The organism is Burkholderia sp. WTPI3 (genome assembly GCF_021483755.1).
In the GTDB taxonomy this organism is placed as follows: Bacteria; Pseudomonadota; Gammaproteobacteria; order Burkholderiales; family Burkholderiaceae; genus Burkholderia.
The window spans coordinates 1-20,357 of the sequence record NZ_JAGIXF010000020.1; the positions used below are offsets into that span (position 1 = coordinate 1).

The window sequence follows — 20,357 nt, forward strand, 5'->3', positions numbered from 1 at the left end:
CGTCAGGTCGATCACGCGGCCGCCAGCCACCCCGATCGCCGACGCGTCGAGCGTGTGCTTCGCGCGCGTGCCGCCGAGGTTCGCACGCAGCGATTTCAGCTGCAGCGAGCCGAGCGCGATGTCGGTCGCGTCGGCCGTAAACACGAGCGCGCCGTTCGCGCCGTCGCGGATGTCGGCGTGGCCCTGCGCGGCGCCGATCCGGTTCGCTCCGATCACGACGTGCTCGGCCTTGTAGGTAGCCGTCACGTTTGGATGCGCGAAGCTGCCGGTCAGGTCGCCCTGCGCCTGCACGAGCCCCTGGAAGCCGAAACCGAGCCGGTCGAGCTGCGGCGCATCGACGACGAAGCGCAACCGGTCGCCGGGCGCGCCGAAGCTGCCGCGCAGGTCGACGTGGTTGCCGGCGATCGACAGGTTCGCGTTGCTCGGCAGGATCCGCGTGCCGGCCAGCTGCAGCACGCCCGCGCCGGTCAACGGCACGCCGTCGTACAGGCTGTCGCCGAGTTTGAACGTCGCCTTCGTCGACACCTGCGGCGCGAACGCGCCGGAGGCCGTCAACGTGCCCGACACGCGCGTCTCGCCGCGCTTTGCCGGCGCCTTGGCGCTTTTCGCGGCCGGCTTGCCGCCGGGCGCCTTCGGCGCATTCATCGCGGCGAGCAGCAGCGGATCGAACGCGGTCAGCGTCGCCTTCGCGTCGTAGCTCGCGTGCGCGTCGTGGCGGAACACGCCGGTCAGGTCGATCCGGCCCTTGCCTGCCGTCACGCGCGCGTCGGTCAGCACCGTCTGTTGCGACGTCAGCGCGACCTTCGCGCGGGCGCCGAGCGCGAGCTTCGGGTCGTTCAGGTTGAAATCGACGGTCGTCACGTCGCCCGCGAGCGTCACGCCGAGCGGGCCGCCCAGACGCATCGGCCGCAATTCGGCGACGAAGGCATTGAGGTCGAGATTGGCGACCTTCAGGTCGAAGCGGCCCTTGCCGCCCGTCAGCGTACCGCTGCCGGTCACGCTGCCGTCGCGGATCAGCTTCAGCGCGAGGGCGTCGATCCGCTGCGCGTGCGCGTCGAGATGCACGGTCGCGTGCGCGTCGACGACCGGCAGCAGATGGTCGCCGAGCGTGCCGGCCTTCGCGTTGACGATCGACACCGGGCCCGTCACCGCGAAGCCCTTCGCCGCCGCGGAGCCGGCCGGCGCGGTCACGGGCGCGAGTTCGGCGCGCACCGCGAGATCGGCGGCCGGCGCCCCTGGCGAAATCGCCTGCGGATTCACGTGATCGAACGCGAGCGAGGCACGCGTAAGCGGCACCGCGCCGAACGGCGCGGCCTCGACGTGCGCGCGCCCGTTCAGCTTCATCCCGCTCGCGGTGACGTCCGCGACGAGCGCTTCGAGCGAACCCGACACGTTCGCGCTCGCGTTGACCGGTTCGTTGGAGAACTTGCCCGCATAGGTCACATCGCCCGTCAGCGCGAACGGCTTCACGCCGTCGAGCTTCACGCGCGCGGTCAGCGCGCCGTACGGCGTGTCGACGCCATCGAGCAGAAGTTCGTGGTGACGGCCGTCGCTGCGGCCGTTCAGCGCCAGATGATCGAGCTGCGTCGTCGAGCCGCCTTCATGGATCGCCAGGTGATCGATGCGCAGGTCGTCGATCCGCACCTGCAGCGGCAGGCTCAGGTCCTGCGGCGTCGTGGCCGGTGCCGGCTGCCCCGGCACGATCCGCACGTCGACGGTGCCCGCGCGCAGGTACGCGACCGACAGCCGCCACGGCGCGCGGGTCAGCGCCCAGCGTCCGTCGAGCCAGTCGATCCGCACCTCGGTGCCGGCGCCGCCGGGGCTCGTCCATGCGAACCCGTGCAGCCGCACGCCGGTCGCGAGCGAACCGCCGTCGAGCGTCCCCGTCAGCCGCCCGCCCAGCACCCGCACGGCCGTCTGCCATGCGGGCCGCGTGCCGCGCTCGGTCGTCGCCGCGGCCAGCACGAGCCCGGCCGCCAGCACGACGAGCAGCACGATCGTCGCGAGCGTCCACGCGACGGCGCGGCCCGCACGCACGCGACGCGGCGGCGCATCGGGCGCGCGCTCGGGCGAGTCCGGATCGTGGGGCGGCGGCGTGTCGTTCGGGTCCTTCGTCATGCGGTTCGTCGTGGGTCGGGCAACAGGTCAGAAAGCGATGCCAAGTGTCAGGTACGGGCGCACGCTGCGGTTACGCAGCCCGTATGCGACATCGACGTTGATCGGGCCGACGGGGCTGCGCCAGCGCGCGCCGATGCCGACGCCCGGGTAGAACACCCGCTCGCCCCACGCATCGGTCGCGGTGCCGATGTCGAAGAACGTCGCGGCGCCCCAGTCGCGGTTGAACCAGTGCTGGTATTCGGCGGTACCCGTCATCAGATACTTGGTCGGCAGCACGGAGCCGTCCACGTTGTTGCCGATGCTCTGGTAACCGTAGCCGCGCACCGAGTTCGAGCCGCCCGCGCGGAACAGCAGCGACGCCGGCACGCCGGTCGAGCTGCCGCTCGTGAATACGCCGCCGAGCTCCGCGCGGAACACGAACAGGTCGCGTCGCCCGATCGGCACGTATTGCTGGCCGCGCGCGTATCCGCGAACGAAGGTCTGGTCGGTCAGCACGCCCTTGATCGCGAAGCCGGCCTCCGCGTGGATCAGGTTGCCCGAGCGCGGGAACAGCGGATCGTCGACGTTGCGGCGCGTCCACGCCCATTGCGGCACGAGCGCGCGGCTCGTGGTGGGGCCGGCGCTGTTCTGGTCGAGCCGGTCCTGGTAGAACATCAGCGAGTACGCGTAGTCGATGAACTGCCCGGTGCGCGTGCGCTGCACGCCGACCCGCGCGCTGTAGATACGCGTGTCCGACACATTGGTGTTCGTGTACGACGCGAGCACGCTGTTGGTCCAGCCTTTCTCGCCCGGCGGCATCGACAGCTGGACCTGACCGTACTGCTGGATCTGGTCGAGCCGGCCCGACACGGTGAGCGGCCACGCGGCGCCGAACGTGTCGAGGTACGTGTACGAGCCCTGCACGTGCGGGCCCGTATCGGTCGCGTAACCCACGCCGCCGCGAATGCTGTTGTACGGGAACTCGCTGACCTTCACGTGCACGGGCGTGCGCTCGGGCTTCGACGTGTCGTCGCCGACGTCGATCGCGACGCTCGCGTAGTACGGCGTGTTCTGCAGTTGCCGCTGCAGTTCGGCGATCCGCTGCACGTCGTAGATCTCGCCTTCCGACAGCGGATTGACGTTCGTGACGATCTTCTCGGGATAGCGGCGCACGCCGTCGACGTCGACCTTGCCGATCGTAAACGTCGGGCCGCTGTCGAACGTGACGGCCAGTGTCGCGCGCTGCGTGCGCGGATCGATGCGCGCCTCCGACGACGTGATCTTCGCGCCCAGATAGCGGCGCGACTGCAGCTGCTTGAGCGCCGCGCCCTTCGCGCCGTCCCAGTCGGACTGCGTAAACGGGTCGCCGGGCTTCAGCGAGAACGCAAACCGGGTCGCGGCCTCCTGCTTCGGATCCTCGGCAGCCACCGGCCCCTTGAACGTCAGGTCGACCGTCGACACCACGGTCTGCGGCCCCGGATCGACGGCGACGCGCACGTCGCGCTTGCCGTCGTGCGTGCGCACGTCGGTGCGCACGATCGGCGAGAAATAGCCGGCCGTCGCGGTCAGGTCGCGAACCTGCTGAGGCGTGGCGGTCACGAGGAAGTCGAACTGGTCGTCGCTGATGTCGTCGCGCTTCGCGAAGCGGGCAATATCGAGATGGGCCTTCAGCAGCTTGCGGATCGAGCGCGGCGCGTCGATGTCGACGTCGTACTTCGCGCAGGCCGGCAGTGCGACGAACGCGGCAAGACAACCGACGAGCGCTGCCCTGGCCACGGCCGCGGCGCGACGTCGTGCGCGCCGGCGGGCCGTGCGCCGCCCTGCGTCATGCGCCGTATGTGCTTGCTGGTTCGCCTGACCCGCCAAATATGACCTCGCCCTCGGTTGTCGTGTTTTTTGGAAAACCCTGTATTTGACCACAGGGCGGCCGCCGCGCCAGCGCGGGCGCCGCTTTGACGCGTGCGCGCAACGCACCGCGCCCGGGCGCCCGTCGGGCGCCGGCCAGCGGATTCGACGCGCGATTGGCGCCGGCTGTTCCCCGCGATGCGGTAAAATCCTGCATTCGCAGAATCCGGCGCCTCCTGCGCCGCCCGAAACGGAAAGCCAAGCCATGCCGTATCAGTCCGACGTCACGCAATTCCTGAACCAGCTCAAGCAACAGAAGCCGACGCTCGAAGAAGAGCAGCGCAAGGGCCGTTCCCTGCTGTGGGACAAGCAGCCGATCGACCTCGACGAGCGCGCCGAGCAGCAGGAATCGCGCGTGAAGCAAACGTCCTACGTCTACTACCAGAATTTCTGACGACGTGAGCGCCGCCGACGAGGCCAGCGCCGCCCGGCAGGACGACGCGATCGCCGCGCCCGCGGGCGCCGATTCGACGCCCGACACGGTCGACGGTGTCGCGGCGTTCGCTCGCCTGTACGGCGAGCCGCTCTTCAAGCTGCCGCAGGATCTGTACATCCCGCCCGATGCGCTCGAGGTGTTCCTCGAGACGTTCGAAGGCCCGCTCGACCTGCTGCTGTACCTGATCCGCAAGCAGAACTTCAACGTGCTCGACATCCCGATGGCGCAGGTCACCGCGCAGTATCTCGGCTATGTCGACCAGATCCGCACGTCGAACCTCGAACTGGCAGCCGAATACCTGCTGATGGCCGCGATGCTCATCGAAATCAAGTCGCGGATGCTGCTGCCGGTCAAGAAGGCCGACACCGGCGAGGAAGCCGAGGATCCGCGCGCGGAACTCGTGCGTCGCCTGCTCGAATACGAGCAGATGAAGCTCGCCGCGCAGCGCCTCGACCAGTTGCCGCAGCTCGGCCGCGACTTCCTGCGCGCCGAGGTGTACATCGAGCAGAGCATCACGCCCCGCTTTCCCGACGTCGACTCGGACGACCTGCGCGCCGCGTGGGCCGACGTGCTCAAGCGCGCGAAGCTTGTTCAGCACCACAAGATCTCCCGCGAGGAGCTGTCGGTACGCGAGCACATGAGCTTGATCCTGCGCAAGCTGCAGAACGCGCGCTTCATGGAGTTCGCCGACCTGTTCGACACGTCGCGCGGCGTGCCGGTCGTCGTCGTGAACTTCATCGCGATGCTCGAACTCGCGCGCGAATCGCTCGTCGAGATCACGCAGCCCGAGCCGTTCGCGCCGATCTACGTGCGCCTCGCGTACCTGCCCGCCTAAAACCCCGCCACTCTACGTGATTCCGCCGTGCGGGCGCGTGCCGCTGCTGCGCGCGCCGCCAGCGGTGCGCCCGATTAAAAAGTGAACGATCGTTCTTTTTTCGATGCATCCGGCGGCCAAATCCTCTACAATCCGCCGACGCCCGATGCGCCGCCTGCGCGCCGGCGTTCTCCGCTTCGACCCCGACGCCGCAGTTGCGGCGCCAACGCGCGCACGCGCGAGGAACCCGCTACCCGATCATGAAAGTCATCAGCTCGATCCAGGAACTGCGCGACCAACTGCGCGGACAGAACCGCACGGCGTTCGTGCCGACGATGGGCAACCTCCACGAAGGACACCTGTCGCTGATGCGTCTCGCGCGCCAGCACGGCGATCCGGTCGTGGCGAGCATCTTCGTCAACCGGCTGCAGTTCGGCCCGAACGAGGATTTCGACAAATATCCGCGCACGCTGCAGGACGATATCGAGAAGTTGCAGAAGGACAATGTCTACGTGCTGTTCGCGCCGACCGAGCGCGACATGTATCCGGAGCCGCAGGAGTACCGCGTGCTGCCGCCGGATGACCTCGGCGGGATTCTCGAGGGCGAGTTCCGACCCGGTTTCTTCACCGGCGTGTGCACGGTCGTCACGAAGCTGATGTCGTGCGTGCAGCCGCGCGTCGCCGTGTTCGGCAAGAAGGATTACCAGCAGCTGATGATCGTGCGCCGCATGTGCCAGCAGCTCGCGCTGCCGGTCGAAATCATCGCGGCCGAGACGGTGCGCGACGAGGACGGCCTCGCGCTGTCGTCGCGCAACCGCTACCTGACGACCGACGAGCGCCGGGAAGCGCCCGAACTCGCGAGGACGCTGCAACGCATGCGCGACAGCGTGCTCGGCGGCGAACGCGACCTCGGCAAGCTCGAGCAGAACGCGCGCGCGCACCTGGCCGAGCGCGGCTGGGTGCCCGATTACATCGCGATCCGCCGCCGCGCGAACCTGATTGCGCCGAGCGCTGCCGAACTCGAAGCCGGCGAGCCGCTCGTCGTGCTCGCCGCGGCCAGGCTCGGCGCGACGCGCCTCATCGACAACCTGGAAATCTGACGGCCGCCCGGCCTCGCCTCTCACGCATCACGGAGACACCCATGCAGCGCCACATGCTCAAATCGAAGATCCACCGCGCGGCCGTCACGCACTGCGAGCTGCATTACGAAGGCTCGTGCGCGATCGACGAAGACCTGCTCGAAGCGGCGGGCCTCATCGAAAACGAACGGATCGACATCTGGAACATCAACAACGGCGAGCGCTTCTCGACATATGCGATCAAGGGCGAGCGCGGCAGCGGGATGATCTCGCTGAACGGCTCGGCTGCGCGCCGTGCGCAACTCGGCGACCTCGTGATCATCGCGGCGTTCGCGATGGTCGACGAAGCCGAGCTGCAGGCCGGCTGGAAGCCGAAGCTCGTGTTCATCGACGAAGGCAACAGGATCAAGGGCCACCGCGATCACGTGCCGACGCAGAACTGGACGTAATCCGCATGGCCACCGGCGTGCCGCGGCGCACCGGGTAGCCCCCGCCGCAGACGAACGAAGGGCCTGGTCCGGCACGATGCCCGATCAGGCCCTTTTCATACTGCCCCAGTCGCGCAGCGCTCAGGACGCCTTGGCGGCCTTCTCCGCTTTCGGCGCGCGCCGCTCGGCCCACTCGACGATCGGCCGCCATTGCTCGAGATCCTTGTCGACGCGGCTCTTCGCGACGTCCCACAGCGTCAGGCCGTGCGCAGCGATCTGCACGTAGTTCTGCGTGTCGCGCACGTAGCCGAGCACCGGCAGGCCGAGCCCTTCGACGAACCGGTGTAACTGGTCGGACGAACGCGTGCGCGCATCGACGCGCATCCCGACGATCCCGACCTCGACGCTGCCCTTGCGCACCGCCTTCTCGCCGGCGAGACGCTCCAGAAACTGCTGGGTCGCGAGAATATCGAACATCGACGGCTGCAGCGGCACGATCACCTTGTCGGCAAGCTGCAGCGCGACGTTCAGCCGGTTGCCGTGCAGCCCGGCCGGCGTGTCGATGACCGCATATTCGAGGCCGCGCGGCGGCTTCGACGGCGCATCCGGATCGAGATCCCACGCCTCGATCGCCGGAAGCCCGGCCGGACGCAGGTCGAGCCACGCATGCGCGGACTGCTGCCGGTCGAGATCGGCGAGCGCGACCCATGCGCCCTGCGCCGCAAAATAGCCGGCAAGATTGGTGGACAGCGTGCTCTTGCCCACGCCGCCCTTCGGATTCGCCACCACGATAACCGTCATGAATTCCCCCGAAAAAGCCGTGCGGCGCGTGCCGTGTGACACGCGCCGCTCGAATGCGGATACAGGGAGCGATGATATCGGCAAACGGGGGGTCACCGGAACGGGTTGCGCCGATGTCGCTCCGCTTATGCGGTACGTGTCGCGGCCCGCGGTGCGCCGAGCGCGAACGCGCCGCCGCCCAGCAGCGCCTGCACGGCCAGCGTGACAGCCCAGAACGCCGGGTATTCCCAGCCGCCGTTCGGCGACGCGAAGCTCCAGCCGTTCGGCAGATGCGCGGACACCGCGCCGAGCATGAACGGCAACAGCACGAGCGCCGCGATGCGCACGCGGAAGCCCGCGAGCAGCGCGAGGCCGCCGGCCAGCTCGACGAAGGTCGTCACGTACGCAAGCCAGCCCGGCAGACCGATCGACGCGAAGAACTGCGCGGTGCCGGGCAACGTGAAGACGAACACCTTCTGCGCGACGTGCGCGAGGTACAGCACGCCGAGGGCAACGCGCAGCAGTGTCGCGCCAAGATCGTTCAGGCGATTGGGGTTCATGGCGAATTCCTTCGTGAGTGGATGAGGATGGATCGCACTTTATTCGAACTGATTAAACCAATAAACAAGCAATTTGGCTTTAACTGATTCCATACAGGAATTAATCTGGCAATAAAAAAGGGCATGACAGATCATGCCCCGCCAGCCGATACCTGAAGCGAACCTCAGCCGCCGCTTCTACCTTGTGTCGCGTCGCCCGAGCCGGCCGGGCCACTGCCCGGGCCGTAGCCGTCGCAAGCGTGCGCAATCGCCGACGCGCCCAGCAGCGCCGCGAGCAGCATGCTCAACCACCATCGAGCCTTCATCGTCACGCTCCTGCGGGCGGACCTCCGCCCACCTGAGTTGTATGCGATCCGGCGGAAAAAGCCAGGCCGCAGCGTCCGTGCGTCAGCGGAATTCCGCATACAGCGCGCCCAGGTCGAGATGCTCGGCGAACGAATCGGCCAGACGCTCCAGCGACGCCTCGCGCAGTGCCGGGTAGTCGATGCGCTCCGCGCCGCCGAGCCCGGCCCACGCGAGCAATGCCGCGCACGCGTCGGGCGCGTCGAACAGGCCATGCACGTAGGTCGCGAGAATCTGCCCGTCGGCCGACACCGCGCCGTCCGTGCGCACGCCGTCCGGCGCGCCGCCGTCCGCCAACTCCAGCGCAGGCGCCGCCAGCGCGGGCCCGCGCGTGTCGCCCATGTGGATCTCGTAGCCGTGCACGGCGGCCGCGCCCGGCAGTGCGAGACGCCCGGTCACGTTCTTCAGCGTCTTGTCCGGCAGCAGCGTCGTGCCGAAGTCGAGCAGCCCGAGCCCCGGCACGCTGCCGGGCACGCCTTCGAGGCCGAGCGGATCGTCCAGCGTGCGGCCGAGCATCTGCATCCCGCCGCAGATGCCGATCACCTTGCCGCCATAGCGCAGGTGCCGGCGGATCACCGGGTCCCAGCCCGCCTCGCGCAGCCACGCGAGATCGCGCTGCACGCTCTTCGAGCCGGGCAGGATCAGCAGGTCGGCATCCGGCACCGGCCCGCTCTTCCAGTACGTGAATTCGACCTGCGGATGAGCGCGCAGCGGATCGAAATCGGTGTGATTGCTGATCCGCGGCAGTGCGGGCACCACCACGCGCAGCACGCCGGCGTCGCCGCGCGCGGCGGCGCTGCGCGCCTGCGACGGCAGCATATCCTCGGCATCGAGCAGCAGCCCGTGCAGGTACGGCAGCACGCCGAACACCGGCTTGCCCGTCTGCGCACGCAACCAGTCGAGGCCCGGTTCGAGCAGCTTGAAATCGCCGCGAAAGCGATTGATCACGAAACCGCGCACGCGCGCGCGCTCGCTGTCCGACAGGCATGCGAGCGTGCCGACCAGATGCGCGAACACGCCGCCGCGATCGATGTCGGCCACGAGCACGACCGGGCAATCCACGCGTTCGGCGAAGCCCATGTTCGCGATGTCGCCTTCACGCAGGTTGATCTCGGCCGGGCTGCCCGCGCCTTCGACGAGCACTATGTCGTAGCCGGCGCGCAGCCGCGCGTACGACTCCAGCACCGCGTCGAACGCGACCGGCTTGTAGTCGTGATACGCCCGCGCATCGAGGTTCGCGCGCGCCTTGCCGTGAATGATCACCTGCGCGCCGCGATCGCTCGTCGGCTTCAGCAGCACCGGGTTGAAATCGGTATGTGGCGCGACGCCCGCGGCAAGCGCCTGCAGCGCCTGCGCGCGGCCGATCTCGCCGCCGTCGGCCGTCACCGCGCTGTTGAGCGCCATGTTCTGCGGCTTGAACGGCGCGACGCGCGCGCCCGCGCGGCGCGCGAGGCGGCACAGGCCGGCGACGAGCGTGCTCTTGCCCGCGTCGGACGTCGTGCCCTGGATCATCAACGTGCCGCGCGGCTGCGGTTCGGGTGCGTTCATCGTATGCAAAGTCGTGGCGAAGCGAAGGCCGCATTATCGCCCGCGCCGGCACGCGCGCGCCGTTACAATCACGCGATGATTCAGCACGACCTCACCTTCGTCCTCGGCGGCGCACGCTCGGGCAAGAGCGCGCATGCCGAGCGGCTTGCCGCCGACAGCGGCCGCCCCGTCACCTATATTGCGACCGCGGCCGCGACGGCCGCCGATGCCGAATTCGAACAGCGCATCGCGCATCATCGCGCGCGCCGGCCGGCCGACTGGGGCTTCGCCGACGCGCCCGTCAATCTGGCGGGCACGCTCGCGCGGCTCGACGATCCGCGCGCGTGCCTGCTCGTCGACTGCCTCACGCTGTGGCTCACGAACCTGCTGTGCCCGCTCGACGGCGAACCGCTCGACGACGCGCAATACGCAGCGCAGGTCGCGCAACTCGAACACACGTTGCGCAGCGCCCGTGCGAAGGTGATCGTCGTCAGCAACGAAATCGGGCTCGGCGTGGTGCCGCTCGGCTCGGTCACGCGCCGCTACGTCGACGAGCTCGGACGCCTGAACCAGCGCATCGCCGCACTCGCGACGCGCGTGACGCTGCTGGTTGCCGGACTGCCGCTCGAGATCAAGGCCGGAGCGCCGTCATGCTGATGCTGTCGCTGCCGATCGTCGCGATGCTTGCAGTCGCGGCCGCGATCGTCGATCGCCTGTTCGGCGAACCGGCTGGCTGGCATCCGCTCGTCGCGTTCGGCCGGCTTGCCGCGCGCATCGAGGACGCCATGAACACGGGCCGGCGCGGCCGCGCAATCGGCGTCGCCGCGTGGAGCGCGGCCGTGCTGCCGCCGGTGGCCGTCGCGGCGTGGCTCGCGGCCGTGCTGCCCTGGCCGCTAGCAGCGGCGCTACACGTCGCGCTGCTGTGGTTCGCGCTCGGCGCGAAGAGCCTCGCCGACCACGTCGCGCCGATCGCCGCCGCGCTGCTGCGGCACGACCTCGACGCCGCGCGCGCGCTGACCGCGCGCATCGTATCGCGCGACACGAGCGAAGCCGACGAAGGTGCACTGTCGCGCGCGGCCGTCGAATCGGCGCTGGAGAACGGCAACGATGCGATCTTCGGCGCGCTCTTCTGGTTCGTCGTCGCGGGCGGCCCCGGTGCGCTGCTGTTCCGGCTCGCGAACACGCTCGATGCGATGTGGGGCTATCGCACGCCGCGCTTCCTGACCTTCGGCTGGGCCGCCGCACGCCTGGACGACGCACTGAACTGGATTCCCGCGCGCCTCACTGCCGCGAGCTATGCGCTGCTCGGCGACACCGCCGCCGCGTGGCGCTGCTGGCGCACGCAGGCACGTCACTGGGACAGCCCGAATGCAGGCCCCGTGATGGCCGCGGGCGCCGGCAGCCTGAACGTGCAGCTCGGCGGCCCGGCCGTCTATCACGGCGAAATCGAGGACCGTCCCTCGCTCGGCACCGGCGCGCCCGCGACGGCCGCGCACGTCGCCGCCGCGCTGTCGCTCGTCACGCGCACGCTCGCGCTGTGGCTCGCGCTGCTCGTCGCGAGCGGCGCCCTCATCCTCGCTACCCATCATGTCTGACGCACGCATCCCGCACGGCGGCAACCTGCACGAAGCCGCACGCCGCCACGGCATTCCGTACAACGCGTGGCTCGACCTGTCGACCGGCATCAATCCGGTCGGCTATCCGGTGCCGCCCGTGCCGGCCGACGCATGGCGCCGGCTCCCCGACGACGGCGACGCGCTCGCCGCATGCGCGGCCCGCTACTACGGCGCACCCGATGCCGCGCACGTGCTGCCGGTTGCCGGCAGCCAGGCCGCGATCCGCGCATTGCCAGCGCTGCTGCCGGCCGGCGACGCCGGCGTCGCGGCGCTCGCGTATGGCGAATACGCGCCGGCATTCGCGCGTCACGGTCATCGCGTCGTGCCGCTCGACATCGACATGGACGTGCTGCCCGCGACGCTGCGTCACGTCATCGTCGGGAATCCGAATAATCCGACGGCCGATCTCGTTCCGGCCGAACGCCTGCTCGGCTGGCATGCGCAGTTGTCGGCACGCGGCGGCACGCTGATCGTCGACGAAGCGTTCGCGGATACCGGCGCCACGCCGTCGCTCGCGCAATACGCGGATCGCGCGGGCCTCGTCGTGCTGCGCTCGGTCGGCAAGTTCTTCGGTCTCGCCGGCATCCGCGCGGGCTTCGTGCTCGCGTGCGAGGCGCACATCGCCGCATTGCGCGACACGCTCGGCGCATGGACCGTGAGCGGCCCCGCACGTCATGCGGTCGGCGCCGCGTTCGGCGATCGTGCCTGGCAGGCCGCCGCGCGCGAACGGCTCACCGCGGACGGCGGGCGGCTCGCCGCGCTGTTGCGCGCGCACGGCTTCGCGGTGCGCGCGACACCGCTCTTCAGCTGGACCGGCGACCCGCGCGCGGCCGCGCTGCATGCGGCGCTCGCCGCGCACGGGATCTGGACGCGGCACTTCCCGCAACCGTCGAGCGTGCGCATCGGCCTGCCGGGCAGCGAAGCCGAATGGCAGCGCGTGATCGAGGCGCTCGCGCAGTGCGTCCCGACGTTACAACAGGAATCCGCATGAACGCCCGCACGCTCCGCCGGCTGCCGCCGCTCGCAATGGTGGTCGCGCTCGCGCACGCGCCCTTCGCTCACGCCAACGTCACGACCCGCGACGATGCCGGCAATACCGTCACGCTTCCGGCGCCCGCGCAGCGCGTGATCAGTCTCGCCCCGCACGCGACCGAGCTGGTCTACGCGGCCGGCGGCGGCGCGAAGCTCGTCGGCACCGTCACGTACAGCGACTATCCGCCCGCCGCGCAGGCCGTGCCGCGCGTCGGCGACAACAAGGCGCTCGACCTCGAGCGGATCGCCGTGCTGAAGCCGGACCTGATCGTCGTCTGGCGGCACGGCAACGCCGAACGGCAGATCGACGCGCTGCGTGCGCTGCACATCCCGCTGTTCTTCAGCGAACCGAAGCATCTCGACGACGTGGCGTCGTCGCTGCGCCGGCTCGGTACGCTGCTCGGCACGGAACCGGCGGCCGATGCCGCCGCCGCATCGTTCTCGCGCGACATCGCGGCGCTGCGCGCGCGTTACGCGACACGTCCGCCCGTCACGATGTTCTTCCAGGTATGGGACCGGCCGCTGATGACGCTCAACGGCGATCATCTGATCAACGACGTGATCACGCTGTGCGGCGGCCGTAACGTATTCGCCGCGCTGAAGCCGCTCGTGCCGACCGTCACCGACGAAGCCGTGCTGGCCGCGAATCCGGAAGCGATCGTGACGACGAGCGCCGGGGCGACACGCTCGGACGCGCCGCTGCCGAGCCTCGCGCGCTGGCGCGCATGGCCCGCGATGACGGCCGTGGCGCGCAACAACCTGTTCGCGATCGACGGCGATCTGCTGACGCGACCGTCGCCGCGGATCGTACAGGGCGCGGCTGCGCTGTGCGAGGATCTCGACACCGCGCGAGCACGGCGGCCGGCACCCTGATCCGGGTGACGGCATGCCTTTGCGCTGCCGAAGCACGCACGATCGCAAGCCGGCGGCACACCGGTGCGCGATCGCCTACTCGTCCCAGTGCAGGATTTCCCAGGTTCGCGCCGCATCGTCCGCACGCAACCAGACGACGCCGCCCGTCGGCACCGGTCGCGACAGCAACGTATCGAGCGGCACGCGCAACACGTGCGAGGCGAACGCGCGAATCACGCCCGCATGCGTGAGCGCCCAGTACGGCGCGTCGGCCTGCGTGAGCGCGTCGGCCACTCGTGCGACGCGCGCGGCGAACCGCGCGACGCTCTCGCCACCGTGCGCGCACGCATGCATCAGGTCGGCCGCCCACGCATCGAGCGCAGCGCGGTCGATATCGTCCCAGCGCTGCATTTCCCACGTGCCGAAGTCCATTTCCTGCCAGCCCGCATCGCAACGCAACGGCACGTCGAGCGCCTGCGCAAGCCGATCGGCAACCGATGAACACCGCATCAGCGGACTCGTCCAGACCTGTGCGGGCGCCGGCGCCCCAAGCGCCAGCAGATGATCACGCACGGCAAGCGCACCAGGCTCGGCCGGTGTGGCGAGCGGCACGTCGCTGCGTCCGTAACAGACGCCAGGCTCGACGGCGACGGCCGGATGGCGAATCAGGACGACATCCATCCGAGCATCGCCAGGTAGATTGCAAGCTCGCCCAGTTGCTGGGCGAAGCCGAGACAGTCGCCCGTGTACCCGCCGATCCGCTTCACGAAATAGCGGGCGGCCCATGCACGCACGAGCACGAGCGCGACGAACGCGGCGAGGCCCGCGCGCCAGTCCGGCCAGAACAGCCACGGCAGCCCGAACACGGCCGCGACCCATGCCGCACGCGCGCCCATGCGCTGCGCAACCGGCTTCGCCTTGCCTTCCGGACGAACGTAGTCGAGCGACATCAGCAGGCTCACCGCCGCCGCGCGGCTCGCCGCATGCGCGGCGATCATCGTCCAGGCGGCGCGCAGCGGCGGCATCGCAGCAAGCGCCTGCCATTTCAGTCCAAGCGCGATCACGAGCGCAACCGCGCCGAACGTGCCGATCCGCGAATCGTGCATGATCCGCAGCACGTCGTCGCGCGCGTACCCCCCACCGAATGCATCGCAGCTGTCGGCAAGACCGTCCTCGTGAAACGCGCCGGTCACGAGCAGCGTCGCGGCCATCGACAGTCCGACCGCGATCGACGCCGGCAGCACGCGCAGCGCGGCGAGATAGACGAGCGCGCCCCACGCGCCGACGCAGGCGCCGATCAGCGGGAAATAACGCGCTGCCTGGTCGAGATCGCCCGCCTCGTAGCCGATCGCGCGCGGCACCGGCACGCGCGTGAAATAGCCGAGCGCGACGAGGAAGTACCGCAGTTCGGCGCGCACGCCGCGCGCGCGCTCAGGCGTCACGGTTGTCGACGCCGGCGGACTCGAAGCTCGCCATCTCGGCGAGGAACGCGGCCGCCGCGCGCACGAGCGGCAGCGCGAGTGCCGCGCCCGTGCCTTCCCCGAGCCGCAGGTCGAGCGCGAGCAGCGGCTTCGCGCCGAAATGCTCGAGCATGCGCCGGTGTCCGGCTTCGTGCGATGCATGCGAGAACACGCAATAGTCGCGCACGCCGGGCGCGATGCGTTCCGCGACGAGCAACGCAGACGTCGCGATGAAACCGTCGACGAGGATCGTCATCCGTTCGCTCGCGGCCGCGAGATACGCCCCCGTCATCATCGCGATCTCGAAGCCGCCGAACGTCGCGAGCACGTCGATCGGCGCGATCGCGTGCGAATGCCTGACGAGCGCTCGACCGAGCACCGCGCGCTTGTGCGCGAGCCCCTGGTCGTCGAGCCCCGTGCCGCGCCCGACGCACGCGTCGATCGGCACGTCGAGCAGCCGGCTCATCAGGCACGCGGCCGACGACGTGTTCGCGATCCCCATTTCTCCGAAGCCGATCACGTTCGTGCCGAGCGATGCATGCAGGCGTACGCGTGCGGCGCCGGCCGCGAGCGCGGTGTTCGCCTCGTCGCGCGTCATCGCGGGCTCGACCGCGAAGTTGCGCGTGCCCCGCGCGATCGGCAGCGACACCAGCCGGTCGGACACCGGCAGCGGCGACGCGACGCCGGCATCGACGATCTCGAGCGCACTCTGCGCGACGCCGGAGAACGCGTTGATCGCCGCGCCGCCCGCCAGGAAGTTCGCCACCATCTGCGCGGTGACCGACTGCGGATACGGGCTCACGCCTTCGGCCGCGATCCCGTGGTCGCCTGCGAACACGATCGTCACGGGACGCTGCACGTGCGGCCGCTCGGTACGCTGGATCAGCCCGATCTGCAACGCGATCGCCTCGAGCTGGCCAAGGCTGCCGGGCGGCTTGGTCTTGTGATCGATCACATGCTGCAGGCGCTTGCGCAGCGTGTCGTCGAGCGCTGCAATCGCGGGCGGGAAGTCGGTCGGGTTCGTCATCGGAAGGTTGCCTCGTTGGCGCGGCCGGTGCCGCGCATCGAAAAAAGGAAGATCATCGCCGCTCGGGCCACGCGGGCAGCAGCGCGTCACGGCCGTTCTCGCGGATCAGCACGAGCGGATAGCCGAAGGCCTCGCTGGCACGCGCCGGCGTCAGCACGTCGTGCACGGGGCCGGCCCACGCACGGCCGCGGCCGTCGAGCAACAGCGCGTGCGTCGCGAAACGCCGCGCGAGATTCAGGTCGTGGCACGAGAACAGCACCGTGCGCGGGCCAGCGTCGAGCCATGCGGTCAGCGCGCTCAGGCAATCGATCTGGTGATGCAGGTCGAGATGCGCGAGCGGCTCGTCGAGCAGCATCAGCGGCGCATCCTGGCACAGCGTCGCGGCCAGCGCGACGCGCTGGCGCTCGCCGCCGGACAGCGACAGCACGTCGCGCGATGCGAGCGCGGCCAGCCCGAACGTCGCGAGCGCATCGCGCGCCGCCGCGCGATCGCCGTCACGCTCCCAGCCCCAGCCGCCGAGATACGGAAAGCGGTTCAGCAGCACCGTATCGAATACCGTCGCGCTGAACGCGTCGTGCTGTTGCTGCGGCATCAGCGCACGGCGCTGCGCCAGTTGTTCGGGCGGCCATGCGGCAAGCGGCCGGCCGTCGATCTCGACCTGGCCGCCGGCCGGCGGCTGCAGCCCCGCAAGCGTCGCGAGCAGCGTCGTCTTGCCGGCGCCGTTCGGCCCGGCGACACACCAGATCTCGCCCGGCCGGAACGTCTGCGTGAAGCCGCCAAGCAACGTCCGGTCGCCGGCCTTCAGCGTCACGCCAGCCGCAGCGTAGGTCATGTCGCCCGCGGTGCGCGTTGCGGTGAGCGTCATCGCATCGGCCTCCTCAGCAACATCCACAGGAACACCGGCACGCCGATCAACGCGGTCATCACGCCGACGGGCAATTGCGCGGGTGCAATCGCGGTGCGCGCGAGCAGATCGGCCGCCATCACGCCGCCACCGCCCGCGAGCATCGCTGCAGGCAGCAGCATGCGCTGGTCGTTGCCGAACGCAAGTCGCAGCGCGTGCGGGACGACGAGGCCGACGAAGCCGATCGTGCCGGCCGTCGTCACCGCCGCTGCGGCGGCCAGCGACGCGACGAGGTAGATCCGCACCCGCAGTCGCGCGACCGGCACGCCGAGCGCGAGCGCGGTCGCGTCGCCGCGCAGCAGCACGTTCAGTTGCGGTGCGGTGGGCAGCGCGATGCACGCGGCCAGCAGCAGCGCGCCCCATGCGAACCACGGCGCCGTCACGCCGTTCAGGTCACCGGTCAGCCAGAAGAGGATGCCGCGCAGCCGGCCGTCGGGCGCGAGCGACAGCAGCAGCGTGACGAGCGCGCCCCATCCCGCCGCGATCACGACCCCGGTGAGCAGCAGTCGCGGCGATGCATCGCGCGATTCGCCGCGCCACAGCTCGCGACGCGCGAGTCCGAGCACCAGCGCGACCGACACGAGCGCGCCGGCGAACGCAGACGCATCGACGAGCCACCATGCGGCACCCGCGATCATCGCGACGAGCGCGAAGCCGGCCGCGCCGCCCGACACGCCAAGCACGTACGGCTCCGCGAGCGGATTGCGCAGCAGCACCTGCAGCAGCGCACCGGCGAGCGCGAGCAGCGCGCCGCATGCGAAGCCGGCGAGTGCGCGCGGCAGCCGCAGCGTGCGCACGATGTCGGCGAACAGCGCATCGCCGCCATGCGGGACGAGCGACGCGAGCGCTTGCCACGGCGACATCGGCACGCTGCCGATCGACAGCGACGCGACGAACAGCAACGCGACCACGGCCACGAGCACGGCCCAGATCGTGGCGGCCCGAGCGGCGCTCATGCGCTGCGCGGCATCGCGCGCGACGCGCGACGCATCGGCTGACCGCCGTCGCCGGCCGAACGCGGCACGGTCGCAGCGCTGCGGCATGTTGTGGGGATACGCAAGCTCGTCATCCTTGTGGAACAGGGCGTTGTTGAAGCGTCTACGCACGTATCGCGACGCGGCAATGTCATCGCGCACCGCGACGTCGACGATCCCGTGGCCGCCGAGCCGCACCCCGCGACATCGCAGCCAGCCGTGCATCGGCCGTACCGGCTCGATGTCGCGACGATCCGGCGAGCCGCGGCACCTGCGTGCGGCCGAGGTTCTGCGCAATATAGTGGAAGCCGCCGTATCGGGTCGGTGTCCGCGCGCGCGGCGAGATCCGGCGTCTCGAATCCGGTGCGCCGCGCGGCTGCATCCGCGAGCGTGCGCGATACGATCGTCGCCGGCCACGGCACATTGGCGACTGCGGCGGCACGCGTCGCCGCGAATCTCACCGAATCGGCGCGCACGGCAGTCCGCGTGACGGCGGCGAGCGACAATCCGCGCGGCGCGCCGAACTCAGTACGGACGATTGGGGTCAGCATCGAAGACAAGTCCCGTGAAGCACTGCGCGCCCCGCTTCCCCGCAGGCCGCGCGTCACGAAGCCCGTGCGGGCCCCTCGCCTCGGCCGGTATCCGGGCTGCAGCGTACCGGCTCGCCTTCCCGCGCGTGTCGCGCGCAGTGGCCCGTGCCCGCGTGCGAAACCTGCACGTCGGACACGCCCGAGCCGGCCTGCGTCGTACGACGCGGCCGCTTACCGTTGCGGGGGCAGCGCAGGTTGGCGCTTTCCTGGCGGAGTACGCGCCCTGCTTCCCGTTTAACCGCGCGACGCACGCGCGAGCACCGAGGCGGCGCCAGTTTAGGAGCCGGCCGCGCGAGCGTCAAGAAAGCGGTCCGCGCGCGTTTCGGAGCACGCGCGACACGCATATTCGAGGCAAGAAGCGAGGGTGTTACGACTGGAAACGTTACAGATGTCGGAATGCGCGTTATTCCGCGCTAAAATGCTGGGTCTTTAGAGGACGCAGCAGATGCTCAACGAACTCGAAACCTTATCTCAAAATATTGGCCGTCTGATTTCGCTGAACAAGCGCTATCACACGGAACGGCTCGCGCTCGAGGAGCAAGTCGCGCAATTGCGCGCGGAAGCGGACGCGGTCCGCGCGGAACTCGCGCAACTGCGCGAGGAACGCAATGCGCTCGCGGCCGAGCGCGACAACCTGTCGGCAAAGATCGACGACGCCCAGGTCAAACTGAACGCGATTCTCGAAAAACTGCCGCGCTCGAAGAGCGCGGAGCAGGCCGACAACCAGCTCGATCTGCTGGACGCGCAGGCGCGTACGGATAGCGATGACGCGGCCAGCCACGGAGAACATGCATGAGCACCAAGCAGATCGAAGTCTCGATTCTCGGTCAGCCCTATCGGCTCGCCTGTTCGGCCGAGACCGAAGCGGCGCTGCTCGAGGCCGTCGCGCGCGTCGACGCCGAAATGTCGAAGATCCGCGCGAACAGTTCGGTGCGCGGCACCGATCGTATCGCGGTGATGGCCGCATTGTCGCTCGCATCCGAATTGCTGCGACTGCAAACCAGCGTGCGGCACGGTGAAGCATTTCCGGCGGAGGAAATCCGTCGTACAATGCATCAAATGAACGAACAGCTCGGCGCGGTGCTCGCACAGCACGAGACGCAGTAACGTTTGATCGATGCGTCGATTCCCCTTGATCTCGGCGATCAACGGTGGTCAAATTGGCGCAACGAAACACAGTTCAGTCAGCTTCCCTGCCTGGTTCGCCAAGGTCATATATTCCTTGAACCAATGCCATGTGCACGGTTGCGGAAATTTGTAGCACGGGCGCGCGCGTCACTCTGTCTGATGTACCCGAAGTGCTGCTAACTGCGACCAATTCTGAACCCCAGGTTCAGGATGCCGGCCTAGCGGCCAAGGCGGGGGCCTATCCAACGGCATCGGGAACTCCCGATGCCGTTTCCTTTTGTAGCAGCCCTTTCTGCGTCGATTACGATCCATGCAATACTGGCTGATGAAGTCCGAACCGGACGAAGCAAGCATCGACGATCTCGCAAACGCACCGCAGCGTTCGCTGCCATGGACTGGCGTGCGCAACTATCAGGCGCGCAATTTCATGCGCGACACGATGAAGATCGGCGACGGTGTGCTGTTCTATCACTCGAGCTGCCCCGAGCCCGGCATCGCGGGCCTTGCCGAAGTGTCGTCGACGCCCTACCCCGATCCCACCCAGTTCGATCCGAAGAGTCCGTATTACGACCCGAAGTCGACGCAGGAAACGCCGCGCTGGCTGCTCGTCGACGTGCGCTTCGTGAAGAAGTCGCCGCTCGTGCCGCTCGCGGCGCTGCGCGAACACGACGAGCTCGCGGACATGCGCGTGCTCGCGCGCGGCAACCGGTTGTCGATCACGCCCGTCACGCGTGCGGAATGGCGCTTCATTACCGAAAAGCTGATGAAGTAGGCATGCGCGAAAGGTCAAATCCGGTCAACACGCG

At 69.3% G+C, this 20,357-nt stretch carries 21 protein-coding genes, 1 other RNA gene, 1 pseudogene and 1 riboswitch; of the genes and pseudogenes, 12 read left to right on the forward strand and 11 right to left on the reverse strand.

The genetic code is table 11. The annotated features are described in order from the left end of the window. A pseudogene (locus J7024_RS13400) lies at positions 1-2,118 on the reverse strand (translocation/assembly module TamB domain-containing protein); the annotation flags it as partial. Positions 2,119-2,145: 27 nt separating this feature from the next. Next, positions 2,146-3,963 carry an autotransporter assembly complex protein TamA gene (locus J7024_RS13405; RefSeq protein ID WP_124827276.1) on the reverse strand — a complete coding sequence of 606 codons (1,818 nt, stop codon included), beginning with the start codon at positions 3,961-3,963 and terminating at the stop codon, positions 2,146-2,148. A gap of 244 nt (positions 3,964-4,207) precedes the next feature. Between J7024_RS13405 and J7024_RS13410 the strand changes: the two genes are divergently transcribed. The 4 genes from J7024_RS13410 to panD all read left to right on the forward strand — a co-directional run bounded on the left by J7024_RS13410 (position 4,208) and on the right by panD (position 6,780). Then, on the forward strand, positions 4,208-4,396 hold the full coding sequence (locus J7024_RS13410) for a DUF3460 family protein (protein WP_044849219.1): 189 nt from the start codon (positions 4,208-4,210) through the stop codon (positions 4,394-4,396). Between the two features lie 4 nt (positions 4,397-4,400). Continuing rightward, positions 4,401-5,273, forward strand: coding sequence for a segregation and condensation protein A (locus J7024_RS13415; protein ID WP_096502211.1), 873 nt, complete (start codon positions 4,401-4,403; stop codon positions 5,271-5,273). A 239-nt stretch (positions 5,274-5,512) separates the two neighbouring features. Next, positions 5,513-6,352, forward strand: coding sequence for a pantoate--beta-alanine ligase (gene panC / locus J7024_RS13420; protein WP_124827277.1), 840 nt, complete (start codon positions 5,513-5,515; stop codon positions 6,350-6,352). Between the two features lie 41 nt (positions 6,353-6,393). Continuing rightward, a complete protein-coding gene (gene panD, locus J7024_RS13425; protein WP_096502215.1) occupies positions 6,394-6,780 on the forward strand; it encodes an aspartate 1-decarboxylase in 387 nt (128 codons plus the stop codon). A gap of 120 nt (positions 6,781-6,900) precedes the next feature. On the opposite strand, the gene J7024_RS13430 is transcribed toward panD, so the two are convergent. The 4 genes from J7024_RS13430 to J7024_RS13445 all read right to left on the reverse strand — a co-directional run bounded on the left by J7024_RS13430 (position 6,901) and on the right by J7024_RS13445 (position 9,989). Next, a complete protein-coding gene (locus J7024_RS13430; protein WP_124827278.1) occupies positions 6,901-7,560 on the reverse strand; it encodes a ParA family protein in 660 nt (219 codons plus the stop codon). Positions 7,561-7,685: 125 nt separating this feature from the next. Further along, positions 7,686-8,099, reverse strand: a complete 414-nt coding sequence (locus J7024_RS13435; RefSeq protein WP_124827279.1) for a DoxX family protein — start codon at positions 8,097-8,099, stop codon at positions 7,686-7,688. Between the two features lie 164 nt (positions 8,100-8,263). Then, positions 8,264-8,404 (reverse strand): hypothetical protein, encoded by a 141-nt coding sequence (locus tag J7024_RS13440; RefSeq protein ID WP_175751026.1) that lies wholly within the window; start codon positions 8,402-8,404, stop codon positions 8,264-8,266. Between the two features lie 82 nt (positions 8,405-8,486). Next, a complete protein-coding gene (locus tag J7024_RS13445; RefSeq protein ID WP_234745117.1) occupies positions 8,487-9,989 on the reverse strand; it encodes a cobyric acid synthase in 1,503 nt (500 codons plus the stop codon). A 75-nt stretch (positions 9,990-10,064) separates the two neighbouring features. On the opposite strand from J7024_RS13445, the gene cobU reads away from it, so the two are divergent. From cobU to J7024_RS13465, 4 genes are read left to right on the forward strand one after another with little or no spacing between them, the layout of a single operon-like run. Further along, positions 10,065-10,625 (forward strand): bifunctional adenosylcobinamide kinase/adenosylcobinamide-phosphate guanylyltransferase, encoded by a 561-nt coding sequence (gene cobU / locus J7024_RS13450; protein WP_124827281.1) that lies wholly within the window; start codon positions 10,065-10,067, stop codon positions 10,623-10,625. Further along, positions 10,619-11,563 (forward strand): adenosylcobinamide-phosphate synthase CbiB, encoded by a 945-nt coding sequence (cbiB, locus tag J7024_RS13455; protein ID WP_124827282.1) that lies wholly within the window; start codon positions 10,619-10,621, stop codon positions 11,561-11,563. The genes cobU and cbiB overlap by 7 nt, the downstream gene beginning before the upstream one ends. Then, positions 11,556-12,575, forward strand: a complete 1,020-nt coding sequence (gene cobD / locus J7024_RS13460; RefSeq protein ID WP_234745118.1) for a threonine-phosphate decarboxylase CobD — start codon at positions 11,556-11,558, stop codon at positions 12,573-12,575. The genes cbiB and cobD overlap by 8 nt, the downstream gene beginning before the upstream one ends. After that, on the forward strand, positions 12,572-13,489 hold the full coding sequence (locus J7024_RS13465) for a cobalamin-binding protein (RefSeq protein ID WP_234745119.1): 918 nt from the start codon (positions 12,572-12,574) through the stop codon (positions 13,487-13,489). Before cobD ends, J7024_RS13465 begins: the two co-directional genes overlap by 4 nt. A gap of 75 nt (positions 13,490-13,564) precedes the next feature. Here the strand turns inward: J7024_RS13465 and cobC are convergent, their stop codons facing one another. The 5 genes from cobC to J7024_RS13490 are packed head-to-tail and all read right to left on the reverse strand — an operon-like array spanning position 13,565 to position 17,815. Continuing rightward, on the reverse strand, positions 13,565-14,149 hold the full coding sequence (gene cobC / locus J7024_RS13470) for an alpha-ribazole phosphatase (protein ID WP_124827285.1): 585 nt from the start codon (positions 14,147-14,149) through the stop codon (positions 13,565-13,567). Continuing rightward, positions 14,134-14,910 carry an adenosylcobinamide-GDP ribazoletransferase gene (locus J7024_RS13475; protein ID WP_175858284.1) on the reverse strand — a complete coding sequence of 259 codons (777 nt, stop codon included), beginning with the start codon at positions 14,908-14,910 and terminating at the stop codon, positions 14,134-14,136. Before J7024_RS13475 ends, cobC begins: the two co-directional genes overlap by 16 nt. Next, on the reverse strand, positions 14,900-15,955 hold the full coding sequence (gene cobT / locus J7024_RS13480) for a nicotinate-nucleotide--dimethylbenzimidazole phosphoribosyltransferase (RefSeq protein ID WP_124827287.1): 1,056 nt from the start codon (positions 15,953-15,955) through the stop codon (positions 14,900-14,902). Before cobT ends, J7024_RS13475 begins: the two co-directional genes overlap by 11 nt. A gap of 52 nt (positions 15,956-16,007) precedes the next feature. After that, positions 16,008-16,820, reverse strand: a complete 813-nt coding sequence (locus tag J7024_RS13485; RefSeq protein WP_124827288.1) for an ABC transporter ATP-binding protein — start codon at positions 16,818-16,820, stop codon at positions 16,008-16,010. Then, positions 16,817-17,815: a FecCD family ABC transporter permease gene (locus J7024_RS13490; protein ID WP_124827540.1), complete on the reverse strand. Its 999-nt coding sequence runs from the start codon at positions 17,813-17,815 to the stop codon at positions 16,817-16,819. Before J7024_RS13490 ends, J7024_RS13485 begins: the two co-directional genes overlap by 4 nt. 634 nt (positions 17,816-18,449) lie before the next feature. Then, positions 18,450-18,703, reverse strand: a riboswitch (cobalamin riboswitch). Between the two features lie 165 nt (positions 18,704-18,868). On the opposite strand from J7024_RS13490, the gene J7024_RS13495 reads away from it, so the two are divergent. The 4 genes from J7024_RS13495 (at position 18,869) to J7024_RS13510 (ending at position 20,323) form a co-directional block, all read left to right on the forward strand. After that, the gene (locus J7024_RS13495; protein WP_124827289.1) at positions 18,869-19,219 is read left to right on the forward strand and encodes an ATPase; all 351 of its coding nucleotides are present in this window, start codon (positions 18,869-18,871) and stop codon (positions 19,217-19,219) included. Continuing rightward, positions 19,216-19,530 carry a cell division protein ZapA gene (locus J7024_RS13500; protein WP_011885730.1) on the forward strand — a complete coding sequence of 105 codons (315 nt, stop codon included), beginning with the start codon at positions 19,216-19,218 and terminating at the stop codon, positions 19,528-19,530. Before J7024_RS13495 ends, J7024_RS13500 begins: the two co-directional genes overlap by 4 nt. Before the next feature lie 80 nt (positions 19,531-19,610). After that, positions 19,611-19,792, forward strand: a non-coding RNA gene (gene ssrS / locus J7024_RS13505) — 6S RNA. Between the two features lie 69 nt (positions 19,793-19,861). After that, positions 19,862-20,323 (forward strand): EVE domain-containing protein, encoded by a 462-nt coding sequence (locus tag J7024_RS13510; RefSeq protein WP_124827290.1) that lies wholly within the window; start codon positions 19,862-19,864, stop codon positions 20,321-20,323. The last annotated feature ends 34 nt before the right edge of the window (positions 20,324-20,357 follow it).

Bases quoted from the DNA above. Each gene is read 5' to 3' on its own strand.
- J7024_RS13410 (WP_044849219.1), top strand. From the start codon at position 4,208: ATGCCGTATCAGTCCGACGTCACGCAATTCCTGAACCAGCTCAAGCAA.
- panC (WP_124827277.1), top strand. From the start codon at position 5,513: ATGAAAGTCATCAGCTCGATCCAGGAACTGCGCGACCAACTGCGCGGA.
- panD (WP_096502215.1), top strand. From the start codon at position 6,394: ATGCAGCGCCACATGCTCAAATCGAAGATCCACCGCGCGGCCGTCACG.
- J7024_RS13430 (WP_124827278.1), bottom strand. From the start codon at position 7,560: ATGACGGTTATCGTGGTGGCGAATCCGAAGGGCGGCGTGGGCAAGAGC.
- J7024_RS13435 (WP_124827279.1), bottom strand. From the start codon at position 8,099: ATGAACCCCAATCGCCTGAACGATCTTGGCGCGACACTGCTGCGCGTT.
- J7024_RS13440 (WP_175751026.1), bottom strand. From the start codon at position 8,404: ATGAAGGCTCGATGGTGGTTGAGCATGCTGCTCGCGGCGCTGCTGGGC.
- J7024_RS13445 (WP_234745117.1), bottom strand. From the start codon at position 9,989: ATGAACGCACCCGAACCGCAGCCGCGCGGCACGTTGATGATCCAGGGC.
- cobU (WP_124827281.1), top strand. From the start codon at position 10,065: ATGATTCAGCACGACCTCACCTTCGTCCTCGGCGGCGCACGCTCGGGC.
- cbiB (WP_124827282.1), top strand. From the start codon at position 10,619: ATGCTGATGCTGTCGCTGCCGATCGTCGCGATGCTTGCAGTCGCGGCC.
- cobD (WP_234745118.1), top strand. From the start codon at position 11,556: ATGTCTGACGCACGCATCCCGCACGGCGGCAACCTGCACGAAGCCGCA.
- J7024_RS13465 (WP_234745119.1), top strand. From the start codon at position 12,572: ATGAACGCCCGCACGCTCCGCCGGCTGCCGCCGCTCGCAATGGTGGTC.
- cobC (WP_124827285.1), bottom strand. From the start codon at position 14,149: ATGGATGTCGTCCTGATTCGCCATCCGGCCGTCGCCGTCGAGCCTGGC.
- cobT (WP_124827287.1), bottom strand. From the start codon at position 15,955: ATGACGAACCCGACCGACTTCCCGCCCGCGATTGCAGCGCTCGACGAC.
- J7024_RS13485 (WP_124827288.1), bottom strand. From the start codon at position 16,820: ATGACGCTCACCGCAACGCGCACCGCGGGCGACATGACCTACGCTGCG.
- J7024_RS13490 (WP_124827540.1), bottom strand. From the start codon at position 17,815: ATGAGCGCCGCTCGGGCCGCCACGATCTGGGCCGTGCTCGTGGCCGTG.
- J7024_RS13495 (WP_124827289.1), top strand. From the start codon at position 18,869: ATGCTCAACGAACTCGAAACCTTATCTCAAAATATTGGCCGTCTGATT.
- J7024_RS13500 (WP_011885730.1), top strand. From the start codon at position 19,216: ATGAGCACCAAGCAGATCGAAGTCTCGATTCTCGGTCAGCCCTATCGG.
- J7024_RS13510 (WP_124827290.1), top strand. From the start codon at position 19,862: ATGCAATACTGGCTGATGAAGTCCGAACCGGACGAAGCAAGCATCGAC.